Genomic DNA, 26,040 nt, shown 5'->3' with positions numbered 1-26,040 from the left:
CCTCAGGCGAGTCGTGCGGTGGGTGCTGCCGGGTGGATCGAAGAGGGTGCGCGAACGGCGGGCGACCGGCGTGGGTCGCCCGCCGTTGCGCGGAACGTGACTGAGTACGACGCGATCAGAGCTTGCCGACCAGGTCGATCGACGGCTTGAGGGACTCCGAGCCCTCCTGCCATTTGGCCGGGCAGACCTCGCCCGGGTGGGCCGCGACGTACTGGGCGGCCTTCACCTTGCGCATGAGCTCACCGGCGTCGCGGCCGATGCCCTCGGCGGTGGACTCGATGTACTGGATGACGCCCTCGGGGTCGACCAGGAACGTCGCGCGGTCGGCCAGGCCGGCGCCCGGGCGCATGTTCTGGAAGTTGTTGGTGATCTCGCCGTTGGCGTCGCCGAGCATGAAGTACTTGATCTTGCCGATCGTCTCGGTCGTGTCGGCCCACGCCTTGTGCACGAAGTGCGTGTCGGTGGAGACCGAGTAGACCTCGACGCCCATCTTCTGGAGCTCGTCGTAGTGGTCCGCGAGGTCACCGAGCTCGGTGGGGCAGACGAAGGTGAAGTCCGCGGGGTAGAAGAAGAAGATGCCCCACTTGCCCTTCACGTCCGCGTCGGAGACCTCGACGAACTCACCGTTCTTGTAGGCCGTGGTCTTGAACGGGAGGATCTGGGTGTTCATCAGCGACATGGGAGGTGCTGCTCCTTTGTGGTCTCGGGGTGCGCTTCCGATAAGAAACCTATATCGAAACGAGCTAAATCGCTAGGCGACGTTGATCGTTTCTCTGCATGTCGTCCATAGGGTCCGGCTATGACGGGCGTGAGCTGCCGCGATGCCGCTCAATCGGACGAACCACGCGCGAGCGAGGCGAACGTCCGTCACGAAGGCCAGTCTTCCGGATCAGGACAGCCAGCGCAGCAGTGCCGCCTCGGCTTCCCGCAACTGCGCCAGCGGCACCCGTTCGTCGTCCTTGTGGGCGAGCAGGGGGTCGCCGGGGCCGAAGTTCACCGCCGGTACGCCGAGCGCGGCGAACCTCGCGACGTCGGTCCAGCCCTCCTTCGCGGAGACCGGTACGTCGAGCGCGGTGACGAAGTCTCGGGCGGCGGGCCGATCCAGGCCCGGCCGGGCGCCGTCGGCCAGGTCCACGACCTCGACGGCGTACCCGTCGAACACCTCGCGCACGTGCGTCACCGCCTGCTCCCCCGTCAGGTCCGGCGCGAACCGGTAGTTGACCAGCAGCGCGGCCACGTCGGGGATGACATTGTTGCCGCCCCCACCGCTGATCCCGACGGCGGACATCCCCTCGTGATAGGTGAGCCCGTCGACGTCGACGACCCGGGCCTGGTAGCCCGCGAGCGTCGCCAGCGCGGGGGCGAGCTTGTGGACCGCGTTGTCCCCCATCCACGGTCGGCCGGAGTGGGCGGCCACCCCGGTCGTGCTCAGCCGCACCCGCAGGGTGCCCTTGCAGCCGCCCTCCACTTCCGCGCGGGTCGGCTCCAGCAGGACGGCGAAGTCGGCGGCGAGCAGGTCGGGGTGGGAGGCGACGACGTGGCCCAGGCCGTTGCGGGCCGACTCGACCTCCTCGCAGTCGTAGAAGACATAGGTGACATCGCGGTTCGACGCCGGCAGCTCGGCGGCGAGGCGAAGCTGCACCGCCACGCCGCCCTTCATGTCGACGGTCCCACGGCCCCACAGCTCAGGGCCATCGGCGCCGTCCTGCCGCCGGGTGGGCAGGTTGGGCGGATCGGTCAGCGGCACGGTGTCGAGGTGTCCGGCGAGCAGCACCCGCTCGCTGCGCCCGAGTGACGTCCGCGCGATGACGACGTTGCCGATGCGGTCGACACTCAGGTGGCCGAGCCCTCGCAGGGCCGCCTCCACGGCGTCCGCCAGGGGCGCCTCGTCGCCGCTCACCGAGGGGACGTCGCAGATCGCGGCCGTCAGGGCGACCACGTCGAGGGTGAGGTCCAGGTCGGGCGCGGTGGGGGTGCTCATGTCGGCAACCGTAGCCCGAGCCCGGGGGCCCCTCGAAGGCCCAGCGGGTATCGTTGCCGGACTGGCGAATTCGGCCGGAGGGAGCATGATGTCCGGCAGCTTCACCCGCTCGCGTCACCGAGCGGGCATCGTAGGCACCCCAAGTCGGCGCGCCGTGCTGGGCGGGTTGGCCGGCCTCAGTCTGCTGCCCTTGGCCGGGCGCGCCCAGGCCGCGGCGGTGCCCCGGCAGATCGCCGAGCGCTTCTGGCGCCCCGCCGACGTGGGCGCCGGCCGCCTCGGGGGCACGGTGGTCACCCCGGCCGGCGTACGAATCGGCAGCCCCCTCGGCCCCCGCGACTACGCCGACCCGTGGGGCGGGGGCGCGGGAGCGGTCCGGTACGACGTCGCCACCTGGGAGAGTCCGGCCGTGACGCCGGGATTCGCGTGGACGGAGCTAATCGCGTCATGGAACGCGGACACGCCGCCGGGCACCTGGGTGGAGATCCTGATCCGGGGGCTCGACGCCAGCGGGGCGCCCACCGCGTGGTTCGTGATGGGCCGCTGGTGTGCGGCCGACGTCGCCGAGGGCGGGGCGATCACGCGGGCCAGCGTGGCGGGCCAGCGCGCCGCCGGGGCGTCGGTCGCGACCGACACGCTGATGACCGGCGGGGGGGCGGCATTCCGCTCCTGGCAACTGCGGGCGAACCTGCTGCGCCGCGCCGGCACGACCGCCAGCCCGGCGCTGCGGCTCGCGGGCGCGATGGCCAGCGCGGTGCCGACGGCGGGCTCGATGAATGAGCCGACCAGCGCCTTCGGCGGGACAGTGGCCACGCTCGACGTACCGTCGCTCTCCCAGGAGGTGCACGCCGGGCACTACCCGCAGTGGGGCGGCGGCGGGGAGTCGTGGTGTTCGGCGACGACGACGGCGATGCTGCTGGACTACTGGCGGGCCGGGCCGAGCGCCGCCGAGCGGGCCTGGGTCGTCCCGCCCGTGGACGGGCAGGTGGACCTCGCGGCTCGGCGGGTCTACGACGCGGCGTACGGCGGGACGGGGAACTGGCCGTTCAACACGGCGTACGCGGCGACGCGGACGGCGGCGGGGGTGCCGCTGGAGGGGTACGTGACCCGCCTTGCCGACCTGGCCGCCGCCGAGGCGTTCATCCGGGACGGGGTGCCGCTGGGGGTTTCGCTGTCCTTCACGGCCGATCAGCTGACCGGGTCCGGCTACGACACCGACGGGCACCTGATGGTGTTGGTCGGCTTCGACGCGGCGGGCAACCCCGTGGTCAACGACCCCGCCTCGCATCTCGTCGCCAGCAACGCGCGGGTGCGCGCGGTCTATCAGCGCGGCCAGTTCGAGCGGGCGTGGGCGAACTCGGGCCGTACGGCGTACGTGGTGCGGCCGAGCCGCGCGCCGACGCCGCCCCAGACGCCCCTGCCGCCGGCCCCCTCCGCGCCGCGGGTGGGCATCACGCCCGGGGGACGGACGATCCCGCGTCGCTGGTGAGCGAGGCCGCGACGTCGTGCCGGAACAGGTTGTTCTTGGCGTCCTCCAGTGCCAGTGCGGCGGCCTCCAGCTTGTGGGCCTTGGCCGCGGGCTGGCGGGCCTTGAGGTCGTCGTACTCGGCCTGCAGCCGGTCGATGGCCGCGGTCAGGAACTCTCGGGTGGGCGTGGGCCGGCGGGGTCCGTGGGAGTCGTAGCTGGCGATCGCCTCCAGCGCCTTCTGGGCCGCCAGGAAGGCCGCGGACGGCGCCGCCGCGAGCATGAGGTACCGCCAGACCGAGGACATAACGGCATGATGGCGCGACCAGGACGCTCGTACAACTCCGCGCCGTTCAGATGACGCCTCGCCGTTAACTGCCTTCGCCCTTGCGACCTCGGGCGGCCGCTCACCAGGGCACCGTGCTCGCCCATGACCTGCTGGTGATCCGCCGCTCGGACTGTGCCCCGGCGCACCGGCAGGGCTCGCCTAGGGTGTCTGCATGAGCACGCAGCGCACCGCCTGGGGATGGGGACTGGCGACGATCACCGACGAGGGCACGGTCCTGGACACCTGGTATCCGGACCCCGCGCTTGGCGAGCCGCCCACCCAGAGCACGCACGCGGTGCCCGCCGACCTGGCCGCGCTGGAGAAGGCCGACCCGCGCCGCGGCGTACGCATGTCCTTCCAGCTCACCACCATCGACCTGGACGCCGCACCCGCCGACACCGCCGACGCCTATTTGCGGCTGCACCTGCTCAGCCATCGCCTCGCGGCACCCAACACGGTCAACCTCGACGGCATCTTCGGGGTGCTTCCCAACGTCGTGTGGACCTCCGGTGGCCCGTGCTCCCCCGAGGGCTTCGAGGCGACGCGGGCGCGGCTGCGCGCCGAGGGTCCGGTCGCCGTCTACGGCGTCGACAAGTTCCCGCGGATGGTCGACTACGTGGTGCCCGGCGGGGTACGGATCGCCGACGCCGACCGCGTCCGGCTCGGCGCCCACCTCGCCGAAGGCACCACCGTGATGCACGAGGGCTTCGTGAACTTCAACGCGGGCACCCTGGGCCACTCCATGGTCGAGGGCCGGATCAGCCAGGGTGTGGTCGTCGATGACGGCTCCGACATCGGCGGCGGGGCCTCCACGATGGGCACCCTGTCCGGTGGTGGCACGGAGCGGGTCCGCATCGGACGCCGGTGCCTGGTCGGTGCGGAGGCGGGCATCGGTATCGCCCTCGGCGACGACTGCGTCGTCGAGGCGGGCCTGTACGTCACCGCGGGCACCAAGGTCACGTTGGCGGACGGGCGCGTCGTCAAGGCCCGGGAGCTGTCCGGACAGGACAACCTGCTGTTCCTGCGCAACTCCGTCACCGGCGCCGTCGAGGCCCGGGCCCGCGACGGCCACGGCATCACGCTCAACTCGGCGCTGCACGCCAACGACTGAGCTGCATGCCCCCGATTGACGCCAGTCGCGGCGGGCCACGACGTACGCCCTCAGTGCCTGCTCGGAAGAGGCCCTCCGCGGCGAAAGCGCGACGGCGCGGCGCTCGCAAGGGCGTCCGCCGCGAACATTCCGCACGGTGGCGCAGCGTCATCGCGGCGCTCGGCGCCCTGGTGCTGGTCGCGGCGCTCGGCATCGCCGTCAGCCGGTTTCTCGATCCGGGGCTCGGTGGCCCGCCGCGGTGCACGTTCACCAACGCGTCCGGGAGCGTCTTCGACCTCACCCCCGAGCAGGCCCGGCACGCCGCCACCATCGCCGCGATCGCCACCCGGCGCGACCTGCCCCCTCGGGCCGCGACCATCGCCATCGCGACAGCCATGCAGGAATCCAAGCTCCGCAACCTTCCCGACGGCGATCGCGACTCGGTGGGCCTGTTCCAACAGCGACCGAGCCAGGGCTGGGGCACCCCGGCGCAGATCCGCAACCCCGTGTACGCGGCGGGCAAGTTCTACGACGGGCTGGTCAAGGTCCCGGGCTGGCAAACGCTGCCGCTCACCGAGGCCGCCCAAAAGGTGCAGCTCAGCGGGGCGCCGCATGCGTACGCGCAGCACGAGACGGAGGCGGCGGCGTACGCCGAGGCGCTCACCGGCCTCCGGCCCGAGGCGGTGGGATGCCGCCTCAAGGACGCCGCGACCGGACCGAGCGCCCAGCAGGTCCGCGCCCAGCTCGAAACCGAGGCCGGGCTGGCGGCCGACGCCGTGGATGGGGCGATCGTCCTTCAGGCGCGTACCCGGCGGGCGGCCGCCACCGCCGCGGCCTGGGCGGTCGCCGGTGCCGACGACCTGGGCGTGGCCGAGGTGCGACTGGGCTCGCGGGTCTGGCGCCGCACCACCACCGAAGAGTCACTGGCCTGGGCGGCCGCCAGCGAAGAGGCCGCCGACACCGCCGTACGGATCACGCTGGTGCACCGCTGAGCCGCACGGTTTCTGGCGCACCAGCCGAAGCGCATGACTCTGGTGCACGGCTGACACATCGACGGAGCCCGAAGCCTCGCACTGGCGCCCTCTTTCCCCGCACTGGCGCCCTCTTCCCCCCACTGCCGCCCTCCTTGAAGCCGGGCGCCAGTAAGGGAAAAAGGGCGCCAGTCGCGGAACCGGGCGGCAGTAGGGGGGGTAGCGCCCGGGAAATGGGCGCCAGTGCGGGCAAGTGCCCGGGAAATGGGGCGGCAGTTGGGGGGCTAGCTGCGCCTGGGCGTCACAGCTAGCGCGACGACAGGCGGTCTGCCGCAGCGGCGATGCGCTCGTCGGATGCTGTGAGGGCCACCCGCACGAACCGCCCCGAGCGCGGCCCGTAGAAGGACCCCGGCGCCGCCAGGATCCCCCGGTCGGCGAGCCAGCCCACGCTGTCCCAGCAGTCCTCGTCGCGGGTACCCCACAGGTACAGCCCCGCCTCGGAATCCTCGATCCGGAAGCCGGCCGCCTCCAGCGCGGGCAACAGCGTGGCCCGACGGGCGGCGTACCGCTCCCGCTGCTCCGCGACGTGGACGTCGTCGCCGAGGGCCACCCGCATGGCCTCCTGGACTGGCCAGGGCATCATCATCCCGGCGTGCTTGCGCACCTCCAGGATGTCCGCCACGAGCGCCGGGTCGCCGGCGAGGAACGCCGCGCGATAGCCGGCGAGGTTGCTCTGCTTGCTCAGCGAGTAACACGCCAGCAACCCGGTGTGGTCCCCGCCGCACACCCGAGGGTCGAGCAGGCTCGGCACCGACCCCGGCGCGCCGGCGGGACGGGGCGCCGCAGCCGAGCCGCCAGCGTTGTCCGGGGCCTCCGGGGCGTCCGGGCTCTCGGCGCGCCAGTCCAGCTCCGCGTAGCACTCGTCGCTGACCACGATCGCCCCGCGGGCGCGGGCCCACTCCACGACCTTGCGCAGGTGCGCCACCCCCAGGACCTTGCCGGTCGGGTTGCCGGGGCTGTTGACCCAGATCAGGCGCGGCGCCGTCGCGGCGCCGACCGGACCCAGCTCGGTCAGCCCCGCGAACGGCACCGGGGTCGCGCCGGCGAGGCGGGCCCCCACGTCGTACGTCGGGTAGGCCACCGACGGGAACGCCACGGCATCCCCCGGGCCCAGCCCGAGCAGCGTGGGCAGCCAGGCCACCAGCTCCTTGCTCCCGATCGTCGGCAGCACTCCCGCGGGATCCACGTCCGGAACCCCGCGGCGCCGCGCGAACCACGCCGCCACCGCCTCCCGTAGCGGCGCCGTGCCGTAAGTCTGCGGGTAGCCCGGGGCGTCGGCGGCCCCGATGAGCGCACGCCGTACGACGTCCGGGGTCGGGTCCACGGGAGTCCCCACCGACAGGTCGACGAGGCCGCCGGGGTGATCCGCGGCGCGGGCCTTGTACGGCGTGAGGGTGTCCCACGGGAAGTCGGGCAGGGCGAGCCGCCCGGCGCCGCGCCCGCCCGAGGCATCGGCGGCTGGCCGCCCGCCGGGCAAACGACCGGCGGGCGGGACCGCGCTCTCGCGCGTCCCGCCCGCCGGTTTCGCCGCGTCGGTCACTCGCCCTGCGGGGGGAGCGCCGCGATCAGCGGGTGGTCTTTGCCGGTGCGGCCGAGCTTGGCGGCGCCACCAGGGCTGCCCAGGTCCTCGAAGAACTCGACGTTGGCGGCCGTGAAGTCGGACCACTGCTCCGGGACGTCGTCCTCGTAGAAGATGGCCTCGGTCGGGCACACCGGCTCGCAAGCGCCGCAGTCGACGCACTCGTCGGGGTGGATGTAGAGGGTGCGGTCGCCTTCGTAGATGCAGTCGACGGGACACTCCTCGATGCAGGCCTTGTCCTTCACGTCGACACACGGCTGGGCGATGACATACGTCATTGGGATCGATCCTCCTGAGCTGGTCTGACGCCAGGCTTCACCCTAGCGGTGCGGGCGCTCGCGTGGGAGTCGACGGCGCGCCGGGCCTGACCTTTTTCCACGCTTTTTTCGCGGCGCCCGCGGAGGGTGTCAACGCCTGGGCTTCGGGTCTTCGTCGGGCAGGGCGTCGAGCAGCGACCCGGCGGCGGCACGAGCCTCCACGAGCAGCGCCCGCGAGAGAGCCTCCGGCCCCTCCCCCGCGCGGCCGGCATCCTCCAGCGCCCGTGCCGTCGTAGGCGACTCGTTGGGGGCTCCGTGCCGGCCGGGAGCCCGCGCTCGACGTCATGCACCAGGTCCGCCAGGGCCTGGGGTCAGTGCCGCAGCTGCAGTGCGACGAGGGTGAGGTCCGACAGTGCGGCGCGGTACTGGTCCAGCGACTCGGCGAGCGCACCGCCGAGGTCCTCGCCGTCCAGCGCCAGGTCCGCGCGCGCGGCCGCCGCCTCCCGCGCCGTGTGCACCCGAGACTCCAGGTCCTGCGCCGAGGCGATCGCCGCGAGTGCGGTTCCGGCTGCCTCCCAGGCGGTCAGAATGCGACGCCGCAGCGGCGCGGGTCGCCACGCGGGGACGACCGCGAACCCCACCAGCAGCCCGACGACCACCGCGGCGAGCATCAGCCCCGTGTATTCGAGCACCGACCGCACGGGGTCCAGGTGGCGGCTGGACACGTTGAGCCCGACCGAGACGAGCACCATGCAGCCGTTCCCGATCGCGGGTCTGTCGGTGATGAACCACAGGCCCACGACCAAGGCGGCGAGGCTGAGTCCCATCAGCAGCGGCGTCGGCGCGAGCAGCATCACGGCCAGCGCCACCGCGGCCCCGACGAGCACCCCCGTCAACCGGGGCATGGCCTTGGCGAGGGAGGCTTCCCAGCTCGACTGCAGGATCGAGAACGCCGCTAACAACACGGTGGCGGCGAAGGGGTCCCCCGGGCCGAACCACGCCGTGAGCACCAGCATGATGAGCATGCCGAGCGCGGTGCGCAGCGCGTGGCGCAGGTGGATCGAGCGGGTCCGCAGCAACGGCCGGCGGGCCCCCCGCAGGGTCGCCAGCTGCTCGTCGGACAGGGCGACGGCGGAGTCGTCGCGGTCGACCGTCGCGGATTCAACTTGGTCGAGGCCCGCCCCAGCCGTCCGCACCTCCGGTGCCGCCACGCCCACCTCGTCGGGCCCCGCGGAGCCCTCCCCCGCAGCCGGCCCCGCGTGCTCGCTGGCGCTCACGGCCGTAGCGACGGCAGTGTTCGGCTCGGCCACCGCCTCGGAAGCGCCCGGCTGGGTCACGGCGTCGGCGTTGGCGTCGGACTTGCCCGGCTTCGGGGGCTTGCTCCGAAGCTGTTGGGCAACCTCGGCCGCCCGCTCGGTCAGGGCCTCGACCGCCTCGACCGCCGCGGTCGCCGCCGGGTCCTCGCCGACCCGCAACTCCCGGGACGCCTCCTGCAGTCCCAGCCGATACCGTGCGGCGCCCTCCAGGGCCCGTCCCAGGCACACCGGCCGGCCGTCACCGGCCCAGGTGGCGAAGGCGCCGGTCAGGTCGGGAGGATCCGCGTCGAGGACGGCGGCGATCGCGGCACGGGTCTCCTTGCGGGGATCGCCGGTCCCGAAGAGCAGCCGCAAGGCCATCGCGACGATGAGGCCCGCCGCAACGGCGGCGACCAGCTGCGCCGGGCCGAAGGGTCCGCTGGCCAGGGACGCATAGGAGAACAGGGTGGCCATGCCGACGCCCTGACCGACTCCGGCGTACCGCGGCCCGCGCAGCGGCAGCAACGCGCCCACGAACACGATGAGCACGGTCGCCGCGATGGCCGCCGAGCGGGACACTGAGCAGGCGGGGACCGACGGCCGCCACCAGCAGGCCCGGCGCGAGGATGGCCATCAGGCGTACGTCGGCGCGCAGCGGCCCACCTAGAAACGCGATCAGCGAGAACAACGCCACGAAGGCCCCGATGATCGCGACCGCGCCCGCACCGAACGCCGTACCCAACGCGAACGCCGGCCCGCACGCGGCGATCATCAGGATCAGGACGACCGGGCTGCCCTTCGGTTTCATGCGCGCGGCAACCCGAGGCCGCGCCGGATCAATCCAGGCTCCGGTATTCGCCGCGATAGAAGATCAGGGCCGCGTCCGGGTCGTCCGTGGCGTCCAGGCCCACGACCTCGCCGACGATGATCGCGTGATCCCCGGCCGGATGGACGGCGGCGGTACGGCACTCCAGCCGCGCGAGGGCGTCGGTGAGCAGCGGTACGTCGGTCGCGGGTCCTCGCGTGAACGGGATCCGGTCGAGCTGGCCGTGCACCGGGCGGCCCTTCGTCGCCAACCAGTCGGCGGTGCCGCGGGCCCCCGCGGGCAGGATGCTCACGCCCCACACGCCGGACTCGACGATGGCGTCGTGCACGCGGGACTCGACGTGCACGCAGGCGAGCACCTGGAGGGGTTCGATCGACACGGAGGTCACCGAGTTCGCGGTCATCGCGTGGTCGACGCCGCCGACCGTGGTGGTGATGACCGTGACGCCCGTGGCGAAGCGTCCGAAGACCCGCCGGAACAGCCGTGGATCGACGCCGGCGGGGGCCTGGGCGCCCTCGATCGGGGGCTGGACGCCGGCGGGGACGCCCGGCGTCACGGGGTTGGCTGGGGAGGAGCTCATGGTGCTCTCCGCTCGTCGATGGTGGCACCCGGCGGCATCGGCGCGAAGTCGCCGGTGTCCGGGTCGAGGGGCACGAAGGACTCGGTGCTCTGCAGGCGGGCGGCGACGTCGTTGGAGAGCGCGTACCAGCCCGATCCCAAGCGGACCTGCGTTCGGTGCGCGGCGAGAGCGGCGTCGCGGCGCGCCAACGCCGCGAGATCGCCGGTCACCTCCCAGGCAATCAGGGCGTCGTCGACGACCGCCGCCGGGTAGTCCTCGCCGGGCGCCGGCACGGTGATCCGCTCCTGCGTCGCCACGTTCTCGGCCAGCCAGCGCCGGTCGCCCATGGCCCGGCTACGGCGTACGACGACGGCCCACAGCGCCGGCCGCTCCCCCTCCGCGAGCTCCGCGACCGCCGCGCAGGTGGCCTGGTGGACCCGCACGTGATCGGGGTGTTGATAACCGCCGCACGGGTCGTAGGTCACCACGACGTCCGGCCGAAGCGCGCGCAGGTGCTCCCCGATGGCGTCCGCCACCTCGTGCAGGGGCACCCGACACAGCGCCCGCGGATGGTCCATCGTCGGCGTCCCGGCCATGCCGGAATCCCGAAACGCGGCGTTGCCGGGGCCGCGCACGTCCTCGCCGAGGACGTGCTCGACCGCCCCGAGGGCCGCCATCGCGGCGCGCAGCTCCACCCGCCGGTAGGCGCCCAGGGTGTCGTCCAATGCGGACAGGTGATGCGCGAGGTCGGCCGGGATCACCTCGCCCTCGTCACCGAGCGTGCAGGTGAGCACGTGGACGTCCGCCCCCTCGATCGCCCGCTGCGCCACGGTGACCCCGGTGGCGAGCGTCTCGTCGTCCGGGTGCGCGTGGACGAAGAGCAAGGTTCGGTCGGCCGACGAAGTCATAGCGCCTTCCACGGTACCGCTCCGGCCGCGGCCCGAGCCCGACCGCCTCTCGGCATTCGCGACGGTGCGACGGCCGCTCCTGAACCGTACGTCGTGCCACTACCAGGTCCCGCTGTTCATCTCCAGTCTCCCGCTAGGCCAAGCCGCGGCCCTAGTCTTCGCCACATGTCGCCGCAGAACTTCCGTGAGTATCTCGATGACCTCCTCGAGCGGGGCTATTCCATCGATCACGACATCACGGGCTCGGATCCGGATCTGATCGATCCCGGCGGTTCTCCGGTGGACACCTGGCGGGAGGACTATCCGTACGACGACCGGATGAGCCGGGAGGAGTACGAGCAGCTCAAGTACGACCTGCAGGTGGAACTGCTCAAGTTCCAGTACTGGACGCAGGACGTCGGCGGCCGCCACGTGCTGCTCTTCGAGGGCCGCGACGCCGCCGGCAAGGGCGGCACGATCAAGCGATTCACCGAGCACCTGAATCCCCGGTTTGCCCACGTGGTGGCCCTCGGGACGCCGACGACGACCGAGCAGGGCCAGTGGTATTTCCAGCGGTACGTCCAGAATCTCCCCACGGCCGGGCATCTGGTGCTGTTCGACCGGTCCTGGTACAACCGCAGCGGCGTAGAGCGGGTCATGGGCTTCTGCACGGAGGAGCAGCACGCGCTGTTCTTGAAGCAGGCGCCGGTGTTCGAGCGGATGCTGATCGAGGCGGGCACGTCGTTGACGAAGTTCTGGTTCTCGGTGACGAGCGCCGAGCAGCGGACCCGGTTCGCGATCCGCCAGATCGACCCGGTGCGGCAGTGGAAGCTGTCCCCGATGGACGTGGAGTCCCTCGACAAGTGGGAGGCGTATACCGCCGCCAAGGAGGAGACCTTCCTGGCGACGGACACCGACGCCGCGCCGTGGATCACGATCAAGTCCAATGACAAGAAGCGCGCGCGGATCAACGCGATGCGCTATTTCCTGTCGCAGTTCGAGTACCAGGGCAAGGACCACCGGGTGGTCGGCGAGGCCGACCCGAACCTGGTGACCCGGGGCCGCGACGCCGTCGGCGACTGACGACGGCGTCGCGCCAACCCGCTAGGGTCTGCGCTGCTCCTCAGCCTTAAGGTCCGCCTCTGCCTCCCCGGCGTCCTTGCGGCCCCGGCCGACGCGCATAGCCCGGCTGAACGGCGACTCCGGGAACGGCGTGGAACCGCCGACGCCGGGGATCTGCGTGGTGGCAGCGCTATCGCGGTCCCGGCCGGCCTCGAACAGGTTGCGCGGCAGGTGCGGGGTGAGGACGGGCCGGTCGGGGACGGGGTTGACGGACTCGACGGCGGGGAAGACCTCGTCGACGGCTGCCTCGACCTGCGGCAGGTCCTTGGTCGCGTGGTAGCGGGACCGGTCGACCGCAACGACGACGATGGCGGCGGCCACGGCGGCGATGCCAAGCCGGGCCCAGGTGTTGGCGCCGGAGCCGATCGACAGCTGCACCACGGCGGGGGCGATGAGCACCGCCACCAGGTTCATGACCTTGATGAGCGGGTTGATCGCGGGGCCGGCGGTGTCCTTGAACGGGTCGCCGACGGTGTCGCCGATGACGGTCGCGGCGTGGGCGTCGGAGCCCTTGCCGCCGTGGGCGCCGTCCTCGACGATCTTCTTGGCGTTGTCCCAGGCGCCGCCGGAGTTGGCGAGGAAGACGGCCATGAGCACGCCGGCGGCGATGGCGCCGGCCAGGAACCCGGCGAGCGCGCCGAAGCCGAGGGCGAACCCGATGACGACCGGGGAGAAGGCGGCCAGCAGACCCGGTGTGGCCAGCTCGCGCAGCGAGTCGCGGGTGCAGATGTCGACGACGCGCCCGTATTCGGGCTTCTCGGTGCCCGCCATGATGCCGGGGTGCTCCCGGAACTGCCGGCGGACCTCCAGCACGATCGCCCCGGCCGCGCGCGTCACCGCGTCGATGGCCAGGCCCGAGAACAGGAACACGACGGCCGCGCCCGCGATCAGGCCGACGAGCGTCGAGGGCGTGACGATCGCGTACGCCTCGAGGGTCTCGGTGGCGGCGGCGCCGGCCTTGTGCAGCGCCTCGGTCACCGCGTCGTTGTACGACCCGAACAGCGCGGTCGCCGCGAGCACGGCCGTGGCGATCGCGATGCCCTTGGTGATGGCCTTGGTGGTGTTGCCGACGGCGTCCAACTCGGTGAGGACCTGCGCCCCGGCCTCGTCGACGTCGCCCGACATCTCCGCGATGCCCTGCGCGTTGTCGCTGACCGGCCCGAAGGTGTCCATGGCCACGATCACGCCGACGGTGGTCAGCAGGCCACAGCCGGCAAGGGCGATGAGGAACAGCGAGACGATGATGGAGCCGCCGCCCAGCAGGAACGCCGCGTAGACGGCGATGCCGATGATCGCGGCGGTGTAGACCGCGGACTCCAGGCCCACGCCGATCCCCGACAGGACGACGGTGGCGGCGCCCGTGACCGACGTACGGGCGACGTTGCGGGTCGGTTCGCCGTCGGTCCCGGTGAAGTGGCCGGTGATCTGCAGGATGATGAACGCGAGCAGGATGCCGAGGATGACGGCGAGCGCGGCGAGCATGCGCGGGTCGCGGCCCAGGCCGGCGACGTCCGCGTCGATGCCGCGCAGCCCGGCGAAGGTGCTGGGCAGGTAGAGGTACGACGCCGCGGCGCACGTGATCGCCGACACGACGGCCGCGATGGCGAAGCCGCGGTTGATGGCGCGCAGGCCGTTTTCGCCCGGCCGCACCCGGGTGACCATGACGCCGAGGATGGCGGTCAGGGCGCCGATCGCGGGAACGACGAGGGGGAAGACCAGGCCCTGTTCGCCGAACGCGGCGCGGCCCAGGATGAGCGCGGCCACCAGCGTGACCGCGTAGCTCTCGAACAGGTCGGCGGCCATGCCCGCGCAGTCGCCGACGTTGTCGCCGACGTTGTCCGCGATGGTGGCGGCGTTGCGGGGGTCGTCCTCGGGGATGCCCTGTTCCACCTTGCCGACCAGGTCGGCGCCGACGTCGGCCGCCTTGGTGAAGATGCCGCCGCCGACCCGCATGAACATGGCGAGCAGCGCGGCGCCGAAGCCGAATCCCTCGAGCACGGCGGGTGCCTGGGTCCGGAAGATCAGGACGACGACGGCCGCGCCCAGCAGCCCCAGGCCGACGGTGGTCATGCCGACCGCCCCGCCGGTGCGGACGGCGATCCGGAAGCCGGGGGTGCGGTCGCCGTCCCGGGACGCGGCCGCGACGCGCACGTTGGCCTGGACGGCCAGCGTCATGCCCACGTAGCCGATCGTCGCCGAGAAGAGCGCGCCGACCACGAAGAACGCGCTGCGGCCCATGCGGATCGAACCGTCGTCGGCGGGGAGCAGGAAGAGGAGGAGGAAGACCAGGAGGACAAACCACGCGAGGGTGCGCATCTGGCGGTTCAGGTAGGCGGCGGCGCCCTCCTGCACGGCGCGGGCGATCTCGACCATGCGCGGCGTACCCGTCGGGCACTGCAGGACCTGTCGTCGGAACACGGCGCCCATCACCAGCGCCCCGAGGGCTACGACGCCCACCACCAGCACGATCGTCAGGCTGTCCGAACCGAGGGTGAGATCCGAAGTCGTTTCCACGCTGGGCGCCATTGCCCCTCCTCTAGTACCCGAGTGAGGGAACAGTATCGGCGCCACGACCGTCGGTCGACATTATGGACAGGGCGCGCCGGAACCGACCGGTCGCCCGCGGCAGACGGTCGGTTGGCCAGCGATGAACGGTCGTACGCCGGGTCGCGCGGGCGCGCTGCGGTCGGCTCCCGTCCGGCCCGCCACTTCCTACACGCCGTACGAGGCACGACGTACCGCCCGTCGTACAAACGACGAAGAACGAACCGCCGTACGCCGTACGACGTCGCGAGGTCAGAGCAGCTTGTCCGCGGCGGCGACGATCACGCAGGTGGTGAGGACGCCGAGCGCCCGCTCCAGTTCCTCCTGGGTGGGGAACGTGGGGGCGATGCGGATGTTGCGGTCCTGCGGGTCGACCCCACCGGGGTAGGTGGCGCCCGCGGGCGTCAGCGCCACGCCGGCGGACTTGGCCAGCTCGACGACGCGCTTGGCCGTGCCGGGGACGACGTCCAGGCTGACGAAGTAGCCGCCCTTGGGGTCGGTCCAGGAGGCGACGCCCAGCGCCCCGAGGTCGGCGGCCAGGGTCTTGCCCACGGTCTCGAACTTGGGCGCCAGTACCGCACGGTGCTTCTCCATGTGGCCGACGATGCCGTCGGTGTCCCCGAAGAAACGCAGGTGCCGCAGCTGGTTGATCTTGTCGGGGCCGATCGAGCGGATGTCGTCGCGCTTGAGGAACCACGCGACGTTCGCCGGGGAGGACGCGAAGAACGAGACGCCCGAGCCGGCCATGGTGACCTTGGACGTCGAGGCGAAGACGAAGGCCCGGTCGCGGTTCCCGGCCGCCTCGCACTCGGCCAGGATCGGCAGGAGCTCGTCGTGCTCCTCGGCGAGGTGATGGATCGCGTAGGCGTTGTCCCAGTAGAGCCGGAAGTCGCCGGCGGCGGTCGGCATCGCCGCGAGACGACGTACGGTCTCGTCGCTGTAGGTCACCCCCGTCGGGTTGCTGTACTTCGGCACGCACCACATGCCCTTGATCGAGGCGTCCGCCGCGACCAGCGCCTCCACCTCGGCCATGTCCGGGCCGGTCGGGGTCATCGCCACCGGGCGCAACTTGACGCCCAGCTCGTCGCACACGGCGAAGTGCCGGTCGTAGCCGGGGCTGGGTGCCAGGAAGGTGACCTCGCCGGGCCGCCAGGGCGCTCCCCCGCCCGGCAAGGTGTGGAAGAACGAGCTCGCCACGCACAGGTGCATCAGCGCGAGCGAGGCGTTGTCGCGGATCACGATCTGGTCCACGGGGACGTCGATCAGCGGGGCGAAGATCTCGCGGAGCTGCTGCAGGCCCTTCGGGGCGCCGCCGTAGTTGCGCAGGTCGCCCTCGACGTCGCTGGCGTGATCGCCGGCCCCGGGCAGGGCGAGCATCCCCTCGGCCAGGTCGAGCTGGGCCGCGCAGGGCTTGCCGCGGGTGATGTCGAGTTTGAGGCCGGCCGCGACGTACTCGTCGTAACGGCGGCGCGCCTCCGGCGCGACGGCGGCGAGGGCCGAGGTGTCGACCTGCGACATGGGTGCCTCCACGGTGCTGCGGCTGGGTGTCAGCGCTCACGCTACCCAGGCGCCCACGCCTCGCTCGCACCCCGAGCGGGCGGGTCTCGCTTCGCGGACAACGCCGTACGCCGTACGGCGGCACCGCCCCTGCGCCTACCTGCCGCTAACGGCCGCCCCGGCAGCTGACGCTCATGGTGGTGGTTGGTGCTCCCGGTGGTGGTTGGTGCTCACGGTCGTGGTTGTCACCACCACCGTCTGCGCCAGCCGCAACCGTCAGCGCTACCCACTACCGCGAGCGCTCGACCCGCAACCGTGAGCACGGGAGATCGGGCGATCGGGCGATCGGGCGGTGGATCGATAGGGCCGGGCTAGACCGTGAAGCCCAGGCGGTGGCTCCGTCCGGCCGCGAGCTCCGCGGCGTGCTCGGCCAGACCGACGCAGTCGGACAGCGTCGCCCCCGCGGCCAGCCGATCGAGGACGCGCTGCTCGGCCGCCTTGACCTCGTGGGCGCCGGCCACCGCTGCCTCGGCGTGGGCCGGGTCGAGGACGATAATCCCCTCGGCGTCGGCGATCACCACGTCGCCGGGGTTAACGGTCACGCCGCCGCAGGTCACGGGGATCTCATACTCGCCCAGCTCGGTCCCGCTGCGGGAGAACGGGGTGATCCACCGGGAGTAGATGGGCAGCGCACAGTCCCGCACGTATCCGATGTCCCGGTACCCGCCATCCACGATGATCCCCGCCAGGCCTCGCGCCAGCGCGCCGCGAGCGATGATCTCGCCCGCGTAGGCAAACTCCTCCCCACCCCCGTCCACCACGAGCACGCTGCCGCGCGGCGCGTGCTCGACCGCCCACGCGAGGGGGAAGAAGTCGCGCCGCACCCGAACGGTGTACGCCGTCGCGCACACGAATCCCGCCGCCGACCGCAGAGCAATGGCGCTGGTCAGCACGCGGGTCAGGCCGGCCCGGTCGCTGATCGCCGTGGTGTCGACGACGCGGACCCGCTCGGCGAGCGCGGCCAACCCGGCCGGGGTCAGGTCGGACTCGGTCACGGCGTACCTCCTGGGCTCGATCGGTGAGGAGCACAGTAGACCCATGACCGATCCGCGCTCCCCCGCAGCCTCCGCCGTCGAGATCGCCCAGGCCGTCCGGACGGGGCAGGTCCGCTGCGTCGACGTGGTGACCGCCGCGCTCGACCGCATCGCCCGGCTCGACCCACAGCTACGCGCGTTCGACGTGGTCCGCAGGGACGCGGCCCTGGCCGAGGCCGCCGCCCTCGACGAGCGCGCCGCGGAGGGCCCGCTCGCGGGAGTGCCGGTGGCCGTGAAGGCCGCGTACGACGTCGCCGGACTCGTCACCACCCATGGCGGCCGCTCCAATTCGACGCCGGCCCAGGAGGACTCGGAAGTCGTTCGGCGGCTCCGGGGGGCGGGCGCGATCGTCGTCGGCACCACGCACATGCCCGAGTTCGGCCAGTTCCCCTTCACCGAGGGGGCCGCCTGGGGGGCCACCCGCAACCCGTGGGATCCCACCCGCTCGCCTGGGGGCAGCAGCGGCGGTTCCGCGGCGGCGGTCGCGACCGGGTGCGTGCCCGTCGCGATCGCCGGCGACGGCGGCGGCTCGATCCGCGTCCCGGCGTCGTGCTGCGGAATCCTCGGGCTCAAGCCGGTGCGGGGCCGGGTCAGCACCGCGCCGTGGCCGGACCTGTGGGGCCCGCTGGGCACGACCGGGCCGCTGACGAGGAACGTGGCCGACTGCGCGACGACGTACGACGTGATCCGCGGGGCGACGCGGGTGGACCGGTACGCGGCTCCCGAGCCCGCCGAACCGTTCGCGGCGGCGGCCGCCCGCGATCCCGGCCGGCTGCGGATCGGGGTGCTGACCCGTCCACCGTGGCCCGGGCTGCGGACCGACCGCCGGGTGGCCGCGGTCGTCGCCGAGGTGGCGCAGGTCCTGGCCAGCGCCGGGCACGCCGTCACCGAGCTGCCGGGCCGCTGGCCGGACGCCCAGCCGGCCTTCCTGCCGCTGTTCTACGCGGCGCTGCGCGGCGAGGCCGCGCACGTCGAGCACCCGGACCGGCTGGAGGCCCGGACCCGGTCCTCGCTGCGGGCAGGGGCGTGGGTGCAGCCGCAGGTCCGGCTGCAGGCGATCCGCCGGGCCGACCGGATCCGGGCGGCGGTAGAGCGCCGCTTCGCCGCCTGCGACGTGGTCCTGTCCCCCACGCTGGCCTGCCTCCCGCCGCGGCTGGCCCGCCTCGACGGAGCCGGGAGCAGCCGGGCCTTGCTGCGCTCGTTGCCCATGGTGGCGTTCACGACGCTGGCTAATGTCACCGGCCATGCCGCGGTCTCGGTCCCCGGCGGCGCGGTGGGCGGCCTCCCGGTCGGCGTCCAGCTCTACGCGCCGCACAGTGACGAGACGTGCTTGCTCCCGCTAGCAGCCCAGCTGGAACGCCTGCGGCCGTGGGGTCCGCCGCCTATCGGATGACGGAGACGGTGAGCGGCAGATCGCACGCGGCCCAGGCCCGGTCGGCGGTGAGGACGCGCTCGTTCGGAATCCGGGCGGCCAGCGCGAGGCACAGCCGGTCCCCGAGCGATAGCGGCCGCGCCCAGGGCTTCGCGCGCAGAGCTCCCGCCAGGTTGGCATCGTCCTCCGTCACGGGGACCACGCGTACCAGCGGATCCAGGCGGCGTCGGACGGCCCTGCTGTCCCCTCCAGCATCGACGAGCTTGCCGACACATTCCGCCCAGTTAGCGGCCCCCAGAACAGCGGGCTCACCGGACGCCAGGGCCGCACGGACGACCTCACCCCCGGGCTCGGCCTGCACGAGCGCGAGAACCGCGGAGGCGTCGAGGACGATCACTCGATCCCTCGACCGGCTTCCCGCGCCGCCTCGGCCCGCCGGTCGCTGATGAGCTCGTCCACGAGGCTTCGCTCGGGGACGAGGGGCGCCAGCATCCCGTACAGCAGGTCGGCCGCCGTCTTCGGGTCCGGTTGCGGCCGTAGGGTGACGGCGCCGTCGACCACGTCAACGCGCAACGTGTCGCCCTCGCGGAGGCCTAGCAGGGAACGCACGTCCGCCGGGACAACGATACGGCCCTGCTTCCCCATGACGACCGTGGCACTCATGCCACAAGGATGCCACTCAGGTGAGCTATGTGCCACGAGGCCCTGCGGAGGCGCGGTTCGATGTTCAGCCGCCGAGGCGCGATGCTCAGCCGTCGCGGCGGGCCTCGCTGCGCACCCGCGCCGCGCTGCGGGCCCGTTCGGTCCCGTCCAGCACCACCTTGCGCAGCCGCACCGCCTCCGGCGTCACCTCCACGCACTCGTCCTCGCGGCAGAACTCCAGGCTCTGCTCCAGGGACAGCCGCCGCGGCGGGATGAGCCGCTCCAGCACGTCCGCGGTTGAGGACCGCACGTTGGTGAGCTTCTTCTCCTTGGTGATGTTGACGTCCATGTCCTCGGTGCGGGAGTTCTCGCCGACGATCATGCCCTCGTAGACCTCGGTCGTCGGCTCCACGAACAGGGTGCCGCGCTCCTGGAGGTTGAACATCGCGTACGTCGTCGCGGCCCCCGTCCGGTCCGCCACCAGCGACCCCGTCAGCCGGGTGACGATCGGCCCGCACCACGGCTCGTACCCCTCGAACACGTGGTGCGCGATCCCCGTCCCGCGGGTCTCGGTCAGGAACTCGGTCCGGAAGCCGATCATCCCGCGCGAGGGCACCAGGAACTCCATCCGCACCCAGCCCGTGCCGTGGTTCACCATCTGCTCCATGCGGCCCTTCCGGGCGGCCATCAGCTGCGTCACCGTCCCCAGGAACTCCTCCGGGGTGTCAATGGTCAGCCGCTCGACCGGCTCGTGCACCTTGCCGTCCACCTCACGCGTGACGACCTGGGGCTTGCCGACGGTCAGCTCGTAGCCCTCCCGGCGCATCTGCTCCACGAGGATCGCCAGCGCCAGCTCGCCGCGGCCCTGCACCTCCCAGGCGTCGGGGCGCGCCGTGGGCAGTACCCGCAGCGACACGTTGCCCACCAGCTCCCGGTCGAGGCGGTCCTTGACGAGCCGCGCGGTGATCTTCGCCCCGCGCACCCGCCCGGCCAGCGGCGAGGTGTTGGTCCCGATCGTCATCGAGATGGCCGGCTCGTCGACCTTGATCAGCGGCAAGGGGCGCGGGTCCTCGGCGTCGGCCAGGGTTTCGCCGATCATGATCTCCGGGATGCCGGCGATGGCGATGATGTCGCCCGGCCCCGCCGTACGGTCCCCCTCCAGCGGCTTGCGCTCCAGGCCCTCGGTGATGAGCAGCTCGGTGACCTTGACGCGCTCCTGCGTCCCGTCGTGCTTGCACCAGGCCACCTGCTGGCCCTTGCGGATCTCCCCGTTGTGCACCCGCAGCAGCGCGAGGCGGCCCAGGTAGTTCGAGGAGTCGAGGTTGGTGACGTGCGCCTGAAGGGGGGCCTCGTCGTCGTACGTCGGGGCGGGGATCGTTTCCATGATGGTCTTGAACAGCGGCTCCAGGTCGCTGCCGTCCGGCTGGCCGCCGTCGGCCGGCCGCTCCAGCGAGGCCCGTCCGGACTTGGCCGAGGCGTAGACGATCGGGAACTCCAGCGCGGCGGCGTGATGCGCGCGGTCGAAACTGTCCTCGATGAGGTCCATGAACAGCTCGTAGACCTCGTCCTCGACCTCCGCGATGCGGCTGTCGGGGCGGTCCACCTTGTTGATGCACAGCACGACGGGCAGCTGCGCGGCCAGCGCCTTGCGCAGCACGAACCGGGTCTGCGGCAGCGGCCCCTCGCTCGCGTCGACGAGCAGCACGACGCCGTCGACCATGGACAGGCCCCGCTCCACCTCGCCGCCGAAGTCGGCGTGGCCGGGGGTGTCGATGATGTTGATCGTCACGCCGTCGGCGCAACCGGCGGCCCGCGCCGACGGCCCGTTGTAGTGGATCGCCGTGTTCTTCGCGAGGATCGTGATGCCCTTTTCGCGCTCCAGGTCGCCGCTGTCCATCGCGCGGTCCTGGACGTGGTCGTGCTCCCCGAACGCCCCGCCCTGCCAGAGCATCTTGTCGACGAGGGTGGTCTTGCCGTGGTCGACGTGGGCGACGATGGCGACATTGCGGATGTCGGCGCGGGTCTTCAAAGCCATATGGCCCATTCTCGCAGCCCGCGGACCGTGCCTGCGACGCGCCCGCGCCGCGGCGGTGTGGGTGGCTGCGTCACGGCGGCCCGGCTGCTGCGTCACGCCCGCCGGCGGCGGCGGACCCGAATTCACGCAGCGTTCGCTTCGGGGCCACATCCGGGGCCCGCCGGGCGGCGTTCGATGGTCTCGGTCGCCGCGGCGTCGGGCCGCGGCCGGTGGAAAAGCCGAGGCCCGCATGTCCCGCTCGTCCCGTACGCTCGCCGCCAGCCTGCTCCTCGGCTCGCTCCTCGGTGCCGTCGCCGCGTGCGGCTCCCCCGGTTCGTCCGGGGGAACGGGCGGTACGTCGTCCGCCAGCGCGGCCGCAGGGTCGGCGTCGACCGGCGGCACGGGCGGCACCGGCAACACGGTCGGCGGCTCGGGAGGCGTCACCGGCACCGTCGAGACCGCCGGGTCCTCCACGGTGGGGCCGCTGACCACGTCGATCGGGGAGCGGTTCCACGCCTACACCCCCGCCGTCACCGTGACGACGAAGATCACCAGCACCGGGGCCGGCCTGGCGGAGTTCTGCAAGGGTCAGCTCGACATCGCCAACGCCTCGCGGGCCATGGAGCAGGCCGAGACCGACGCGTGCAAGGCCGCCGGCGTCGAACCGCACCAGATCCTCGTGGCCAACGACGGCATCTCCGTGATCGTCCCGGCCGCCGACCGGACGGTGACGTGCCTGACCACGGCCGAGCTGAAGAAGCTCTGGGAGCCCGACGCGGCCGGCCGGGTGACGACCTGGAAGCAGGTCCGCGAGTCCCTGCCGGCGACCCCGTTGTCGCTGTACGGCCCCGACAAGGACTCCGGCACGCTCGACTTCTTCACCACCGCGATCACGGGCGGAGAGAAGAAAATCCGCGCCGACTACGCCGGCAGCGAGGACGACATGGCCACCGTCCGCGGGGTCCACGACCACCCGGGCGGGGTGGGCTTCCTCGGCTTGTCCTACCTACGCGAGAACCCCGACCTGGTCAAGGGCGTCGCCGTGGACGGCGGAAAGGGCTGCGTCAGCCCGACGGCGGACACGGTGCTCGACGGCAGCTACGCGCCGCTGAGCCGGCCGCTCTATATCTACGTCAACGGCAAGCGCCTCAAGGAGCGCCCCCAGGTCAAGGCGTTCGTCGAGTACTACGTCCAGTGGGCCCGCAACGTCGCCATCGACAGCGACGTCGTGCCGGTGACCGAGACGCAGCGCCTCAAGGCCAAGGAGCAGCTGGCCGAGGCGGTCAAGTAGCTCGGCCCCACGACGTACCGCTTCATTCGCTCAACAGGCCCGCGATCGCCCGCACGACGGGCAGGTCGCCCGGCAACCACGCGACGTCCTCCAGCTCCGCGACCGAGAGCCAGCGCACCGCATCGTGATCCTCGCGCGACTGCGGGACACCGCCCGCGACCTCGGCCAGCCACACGCCCATGACGTGCCGCTCGCCCAGCGGCCACAGCCCGCCCGGCGCGGGCCCCGGCACGAACGCGCCCAGTCGGACCTGGGTCCCCAGTTCCTCGCGCAGTTCGCGGGCGGCGGCGTGCTCCCACTCCTCGCCCGGCTCGACCTTTCCCCCGGGCAGCTCCCACCCGCCCGCCAACGGCCCCGGACCGATCCGGCGGGCGGCCAGGAGTCGCGTCGGCGCCGCCAAACGGTCCACCACGGCCACGCCGACGACCCCGACGACCGCGTCGCCATACGGTCGGTGACCCGGCACGTCGGGGCGCGTCGGCGCAGGCGTGGCCTTGCGGGCGTCGCTGGGCGAACGTGTCACGATAGACAGTGTGCCAGTAGGCACGTCAGGCGTTCGCCCTGGTCAGGCGGGGACCTAGGTCCCTTCAGAGGCCCGCGTGGGCGGACTCAAATGGAAGTGCGTCAATGGTGACGCGGCTTGCAGTGCGCAAACGCACCGACGCGTAGAAGGACCTTCATGTCTCCCCTCTCCCCCCAGTCCCTCCTCGACGCTGCCCTCCCGGCGGCCGGCGAGGCCGACCTGAGACTGCCCGATCTCGACCTGGCCACGTTCTTCTCCGGGGCGATCGGCGGTCGCACGCTGCTCTCGCTCGGGTTGATCGTCTGCGTGCTGGGCCTGGCGTTCGGCTTCCTCACCTACCGGCAGCTGCAGAACATGCCGGTGCACGCGTCCATGCGCGAGATCAGCGAGCTGATCTACGAGACCTGCAAGGCCTACCTGGTCCAGCAGGGCAGGTTCCTGCTCATCCTGTGGGCGTTCATCGCCGTCGTCATCGGCGTCTACTTCGGCGCGTTGATGCACTTCAGCGTCGGCCGCGTGGCGATCGTGCTGCTGTTCAGCCTGATCGGGATGGCCGGCTCGTACGCCGTCGCCTGGTTCGGCATCCGCGTCAACACGTTCGCCAACAGCCGTACGGCGTTCGCGGCACTGCCGGGCAAGCCGTTCCCCGTCTACGCGATCCCCATGAAGTCCGGCATGAGCATCGGCATGGTGCTCATCTCGGTCGAGCTGTTCATGATGCTCGTCATCATGCTGTTCCTGCCGGGCGAGATCGCCGGCTCCTGCTTCATCGGCTTCGCCATCGGGGAGTCGCTCGGAGCGTCCGCGCTGCGGATCGCGGGCGGCATCTTCACCAAGATCGCGGATATCGGCTCCGACCTCATGAAGATCGTCTTCAAGATCAAGGAGGACGACGCCCGCAACCCCGGCGTGATCGCCGACTGCACCGGTGACAACGCGGGCGACTCCGTGGGCCCGTCCGCGGACGGCTTCGAGACGTACGGCGTGACCGGCGTCGCGCTCATCACCTTCATCCTGCTGGCCGTTCACGACCCGAAGGTGCAGGTCCAGCTGCTGGTCTGGATCTTCGTCATCCGCGCGGTCATGGTCATCGCCTCGGGCCTGAGCTACCTCGGCAACGAGATCATGGCCAGGGGCAAGTACGCCACGGCCGACAAGATGAACTTCGAGGTCCCGCTGTCGGCCCTGGTGTGGCTGACCTCCGTCGTCTGCATCGTCATGACGTTCCTCACCTCGGCACTGCTCATCGGCGACCTCGGCGACGGCACCCTGTGGTGGAAGCTGTCGATCATCGTCAGCTGCGGCACGCTCGCCGGGGCCCTCATCCCCGAGCTGGTCAAGGTCTTCACCTCGACGCACAGCCGGCACGTACGCGAGGTCGTCATCTCCTCCCGCCAGGGCGGCGCCAGCCTCGACATCCTCTCCGGCCTGGTCGCCGGCAACTTCTCCGGCTACTGGCTGGGGATCGCCATCGTGCTGCTGATGGGGATCGCCTACGGCATCGGCTCGCTCGGGCTCGGCGCGCTCATGGTCGCCCCGGCCGTCTTCGCGTTCGGCCTGGTGGCCTTCGGCTTCCTCGGCATGGGCCCGGTGACCATCGCCGTCGACTCCTACGGACCCGTCACCGACAACGCGCAGTCCGTCTTCGAGCTGAGCGTCATCGAGGACATCCCCGGCATCGAGGCCGAGCTTAAGAAGGACTACGGCGTCGACGTCAACTGGGACCGCGCCAAGCTGCTGCTGGAGGAGAACGACGGCGCCGGCAACACCTTCAAGGCGACGGCCAAGCCGGTGCTCATCGGTACGGCGGTCGTGGGCGCCACCACGATGATCTTCTCGATCATCATGGCCCTGACCGGCGGCCGCGACGAGGAGATGGTCAACCTCTCGCTGATGCACCCGCCGTTCCTGCTCGGCCTGATCGCCGGCGGCGCCGTCATCTACTGGTTCACCGGCGCCTCGATCCAGGCGGTCACCACCGGCGCCTACCGGGCCGTCGAGTTCATCAAGGACAACATCCGGCTGGACGGGGTCACCAAGGCCTCCGTGGAGGACTCCCGCAAGGTCGTGGAGATCTGCACGCAATACGCCCAGAAGGGCATGCTCAACATGTTCCTCGGGGTGTTCTTCTCGACCCTGGCGTTCGCGTTCTTCGAGCCGTTCTTCTTCATCGGCTACCTGATCTCGATCGCGCTCTTCGGCCTCTACCAGGCGATCTTCATGGCCAACGCCGGCGGCGCCTGGGACAACGCGAAGAAGATCGTCGAGGTCGACCTGCACGCCAAGGGCACCACCCTGCACGACGCCACGATCGTGGGCGACACGGTCGGCGACCCCTACAAGGACACCAGCTCGGTGGCGCTCAACCCGGTCATCAAGTTCACGACGCTGTTCGGCCTGCTCGCCGTCGAGCTGGCCGTGCAGATGGCCGAGCAGGCCGGCTCGACGACGCTGACCCACGCGTTGGCGGCGGCGTTCTTCGTGATCTCGGCGTACTTCGTCTACCGCTCCTTCTACGGCATGCGCATCGGCTCGGGCGCCGAGGGCGCAAAGATGCTGGCCGGAGAGCCGGAGCCGGCCGGAGCGATCGCCGAGCCGTGACCGGTCGACGCCGCGGTTGACCGCCGAACGGCCCATGCTCGCGGG

At 71.9% G+C, this 26,040-nt stretch carries 21 protein-coding genes and 1 pseudogene; 7 read left to right on the top strand and 15 right to left on the bottom strand.

Annotated elements, in window-relative coordinates; translation table 11 throughout:
- Positions 1-115: 115 nt before the first annotated feature.
- The gene (ahpC, locus tag IPK37_13750; GenBank protein ID QQS00003.1) at positions 116-679 is read right to left on the bottom strand and encodes an alkyl hydroperoxide reductase subunit C; all 564 of its coding nucleotides are present in this window, start codon (positions 677-679) and stop codon (positions 116-118) included.
- 210 nt (positions 680-889) lie between these two features.
- Positions 890-1,981 carry a succinyl-diaminopimelate desuccinylase gene (locus IPK37_13745; GenBank protein ID QQS00002.1) on the bottom strand — a complete coding sequence of 364 codons (1,092 nt, stop codon included), beginning with the start codon at positions 1,979-1,981 and terminating at the stop codon, positions 890-892.
- An 88-nt stretch (positions 1,982-2,069) separates the two neighbouring features.
- Here IPK37_13745 and IPK37_13740 point away from each other — a divergent pair, with 88 nt between their 5' ends.
- Complete coding sequence (locus tag IPK37_13740) at positions 2,070-3,467, top strand: C39 family peptidase (GenBank protein ID QQS02882.1); 1,398 nt, start codon at positions 2,070-2,072, stop codon at positions 3,465-3,467.
- Here IPK37_13740 and IPK37_13735 read toward each other — a convergent pair.
- Complete coding sequence (locus tag IPK37_13735) at positions 3,430-3,750, bottom strand: hypothetical protein (protein QQS00001.1); 321 nt, start codon at positions 3,748-3,750, stop codon at positions 3,430-3,432. The genes IPK37_13740 and IPK37_13735 overlap by 38 nt on opposite strands.
- A gap of 193 nt (positions 3,751-3,943) precedes the next feature.
- Here IPK37_13735 and dapD point away from each other — a divergent pair, with 193 nt between their 5' ends.
- Both dapD and IPK37_13725 read left to right on the top strand, forming a co-directional pair.
- A complete protein-coding gene (dapD, locus tag IPK37_13730; GenBank protein QQR99999.1) occupies positions 3,944-4,882 on the top strand; it encodes a 2,3,4,5-tetrahydropyridine-2,6-dicarboxylate N-succinyltransferase in 939 nt (312 codons plus the stop codon).
- Positions 4,883-5,031: 149 nt separating this feature from the next.
- Complete coding sequence (locus IPK37_13725) at positions 5,032-5,853, top strand: hypothetical protein (protein ID QQS02881.1); 822 nt, start codon at positions 5,032-5,034, stop codon at positions 5,851-5,853.
- Positions 5,854-6,139: 286 nt separating this feature from the next.
- Here the strand turns inward: IPK37_13725 and IPK37_13720 are convergent, their stop codons facing one another.
- The 5 genes from IPK37_13720 to mshB form a co-directional block, all read right to left on the bottom strand.
- Complete coding sequence (locus tag IPK37_13720) at positions 6,140-7,369, bottom strand: succinyldiaminopimelate transaminase (GenBank protein QQS02880.1); 1,230 nt, start codon at positions 7,367-7,369, stop codon at positions 6,140-6,142.
- 59 nt (positions 7,370-7,428) lie between these two features.
- Positions 7,429-7,749: a ferredoxin family protein gene (locus IPK37_13715; GenBank protein QQR99998.1), complete on the bottom strand. Its 321-nt coding sequence runs from the start codon at positions 7,747-7,749 to the stop codon at positions 7,429-7,431.
- A gap of 350 nt (positions 7,750-8,099) precedes the next feature.
- Positions 8,100-9,572: an FUSC family protein gene (locus tag IPK37_13710; GenBank protein ID QQR99997.1), complete on the bottom strand. Its 1,473-nt coding sequence runs from the start codon at positions 9,570-9,572 to the stop codon at positions 8,100-8,102.
- A 287-nt stretch (positions 9,573-9,859) separates the two neighbouring features.
- A complete protein-coding gene (locus IPK37_13705) occupies positions 9,860-10,429 on the bottom strand; it encodes a flavin reductase (protein ID QQR99996.1) in 570 nt (189 codons plus the stop codon).
- Positions 10,426-11,316 (bottom strand): N-acetyl-1-D-myo-inositol-2-amino-2-deoxy-alpha-D-glucopyranoside deacetylase, encoded by an 891-nt coding sequence (gene mshB / locus IPK37_13700; protein ID QQR99995.1) that lies wholly within the window; start codon positions 11,314-11,316, stop codon positions 10,426-10,428. The genes IPK37_13705 and mshB overlap by 4 nt, the downstream gene beginning before the upstream one ends.
- 165 nt (positions 11,317-11,481) lie before the next feature.
- Between mshB and ppk2 the strand changes: the two genes are divergently transcribed.
- A complete protein-coding gene (gene ppk2 / locus IPK37_13695; protein ID QQR99994.1) occupies positions 11,482-12,378 on the top strand; it encodes a polyphosphate kinase 2 in 897 nt (298 codons plus the stop codon).
- A 306-nt stretch (positions 12,379-12,684) separates the two neighbouring features.
- Here ppk2 and IPK37_13690 read toward each other — a convergent pair.
- The 3 genes and pseudogenes from IPK37_13690 to IPK37_13680 all read right to left on the bottom strand — a co-directional run bounded on the left by IPK37_13690 (position 12,685) and on the right by IPK37_13680 (position 17,558).
- Positions 12,685-14,943 (bottom strand): annotated as a pseudogene (locus IPK37_13690) (sodium-translocating pyrophosphatase).
- A gap of 270 nt (positions 14,944-15,213) precedes the next feature.
- Positions 15,214-16,479, bottom strand: coding sequence for an aminotransferase class I/II-fold pyridoxal phosphate-dependent enzyme (locus tag IPK37_13685; protein ID QQR99993.1), 1,266 nt, complete (start codon positions 16,477-16,479; stop codon positions 15,214-15,216).
- Between the two features lie 350 nt (positions 16,480-16,829).
- Positions 16,830-17,558: an RraA family protein gene (locus IPK37_13680; GenBank protein ID QQR99992.1), complete on the bottom strand. Its 729-nt coding sequence runs from the start codon at positions 17,556-17,558 to the stop codon at positions 16,830-16,832.
- Between IPK37_13680 and IPK37_13675 the strand changes: the two genes are divergently transcribed.
- Positions 17,557-18,945 carry an amidase gene (locus IPK37_13675; GenBank protein ID QQR99991.1) on the top strand — a complete coding sequence of 463 codons (1,389 nt, stop codon included), beginning with the start codon at positions 17,557-17,559 and terminating at the stop codon, positions 18,943-18,945. The two genes, IPK37_13680 and IPK37_13675, sit on opposite strands and share 2 nt — an antisense overlap.
- On the opposite strand, the gene IPK37_13670 is transcribed toward IPK37_13675, so the two are convergent.
- From IPK37_13670 to typA, 3 genes are all read right to left on the bottom strand, one after another.
- Entirely contained in the window at positions 18,935-19,321 is a 387-nt protein-coding gene (locus IPK37_13670; protein ID QQR99990.1) for a type II toxin-antitoxin system VapC family toxin, read from the bottom strand. The two genes, IPK37_13675 and IPK37_13670, sit on opposite strands and share 11 nt — an antisense overlap.
- On the bottom strand, positions 19,318-19,587 hold the full coding sequence (locus IPK37_13665) for an AbrB/MazE/SpoVT family DNA-binding domain-containing protein (GenBank protein ID QQR99989.1): 270 nt from the start codon (positions 19,585-19,587) through the stop codon (positions 19,318-19,320). Before IPK37_13665 ends, IPK37_13670 begins: the two co-directional genes overlap by 4 nt.
- A gap of 85 nt (positions 19,588-19,672) precedes the next feature.
- Positions 19,673-21,601, bottom strand: coding sequence for a translational GTPase TypA (gene typA, locus IPK37_13660; protein ID QQR99988.1), 1,929 nt, complete (start codon positions 21,599-21,601; stop codon positions 19,673-19,675).
- Positions 21,602-21,830: 229 nt separating this feature from the next.
- On the opposite strand from typA, the gene IPK37_13655 reads away from it, so the two are divergent.
- Entirely contained in the window at positions 21,831-22,871 is a 1,041-nt protein-coding gene (locus IPK37_13655; protein ID QQR99987.1) for a PstS family phosphate ABC transporter substrate-binding protein, read from the top strand.
- A 22-nt stretch (positions 22,872-22,893) separates the two neighbouring features.
- Here the strand turns inward: IPK37_13655 and IPK37_13650 are convergent, their stop codons facing one another.
- Positions 22,894-23,337: an NUDIX domain-containing protein gene (locus tag IPK37_13650; GenBank protein ID QQS02879.1), complete on the bottom strand. Its 444-nt coding sequence runs from the start codon at positions 23,335-23,337 to the stop codon at positions 22,894-22,896.
- Positions 23,338-23,550: 213 nt separating this feature from the next.
- On the opposite strand from IPK37_13650, the gene IPK37_13645 reads away from it, so the two are divergent.
- Positions 23,551-25,995, top strand: coding sequence for a sodium-translocating pyrophosphatase (locus IPK37_13645; GenBank protein QQR99986.1), 2,445 nt, complete (start codon positions 23,551-23,553; stop codon positions 25,993-25,995).
- Positions 25,996-26,040: the final 45 nt, after the last annotated feature.

Source organism: Austwickia sp., from assembly GCA_016699675.1.
Classification (GTDB): Bacteria; Actinomycetota; Actinomycetes; order Actinomycetales; family Dermatophilaceae; genus Austwickia.
Note: the sequence above shows the minus strand (reverse complement) of the source record. Positions and strands in the feature narration are given on the sequence as shown.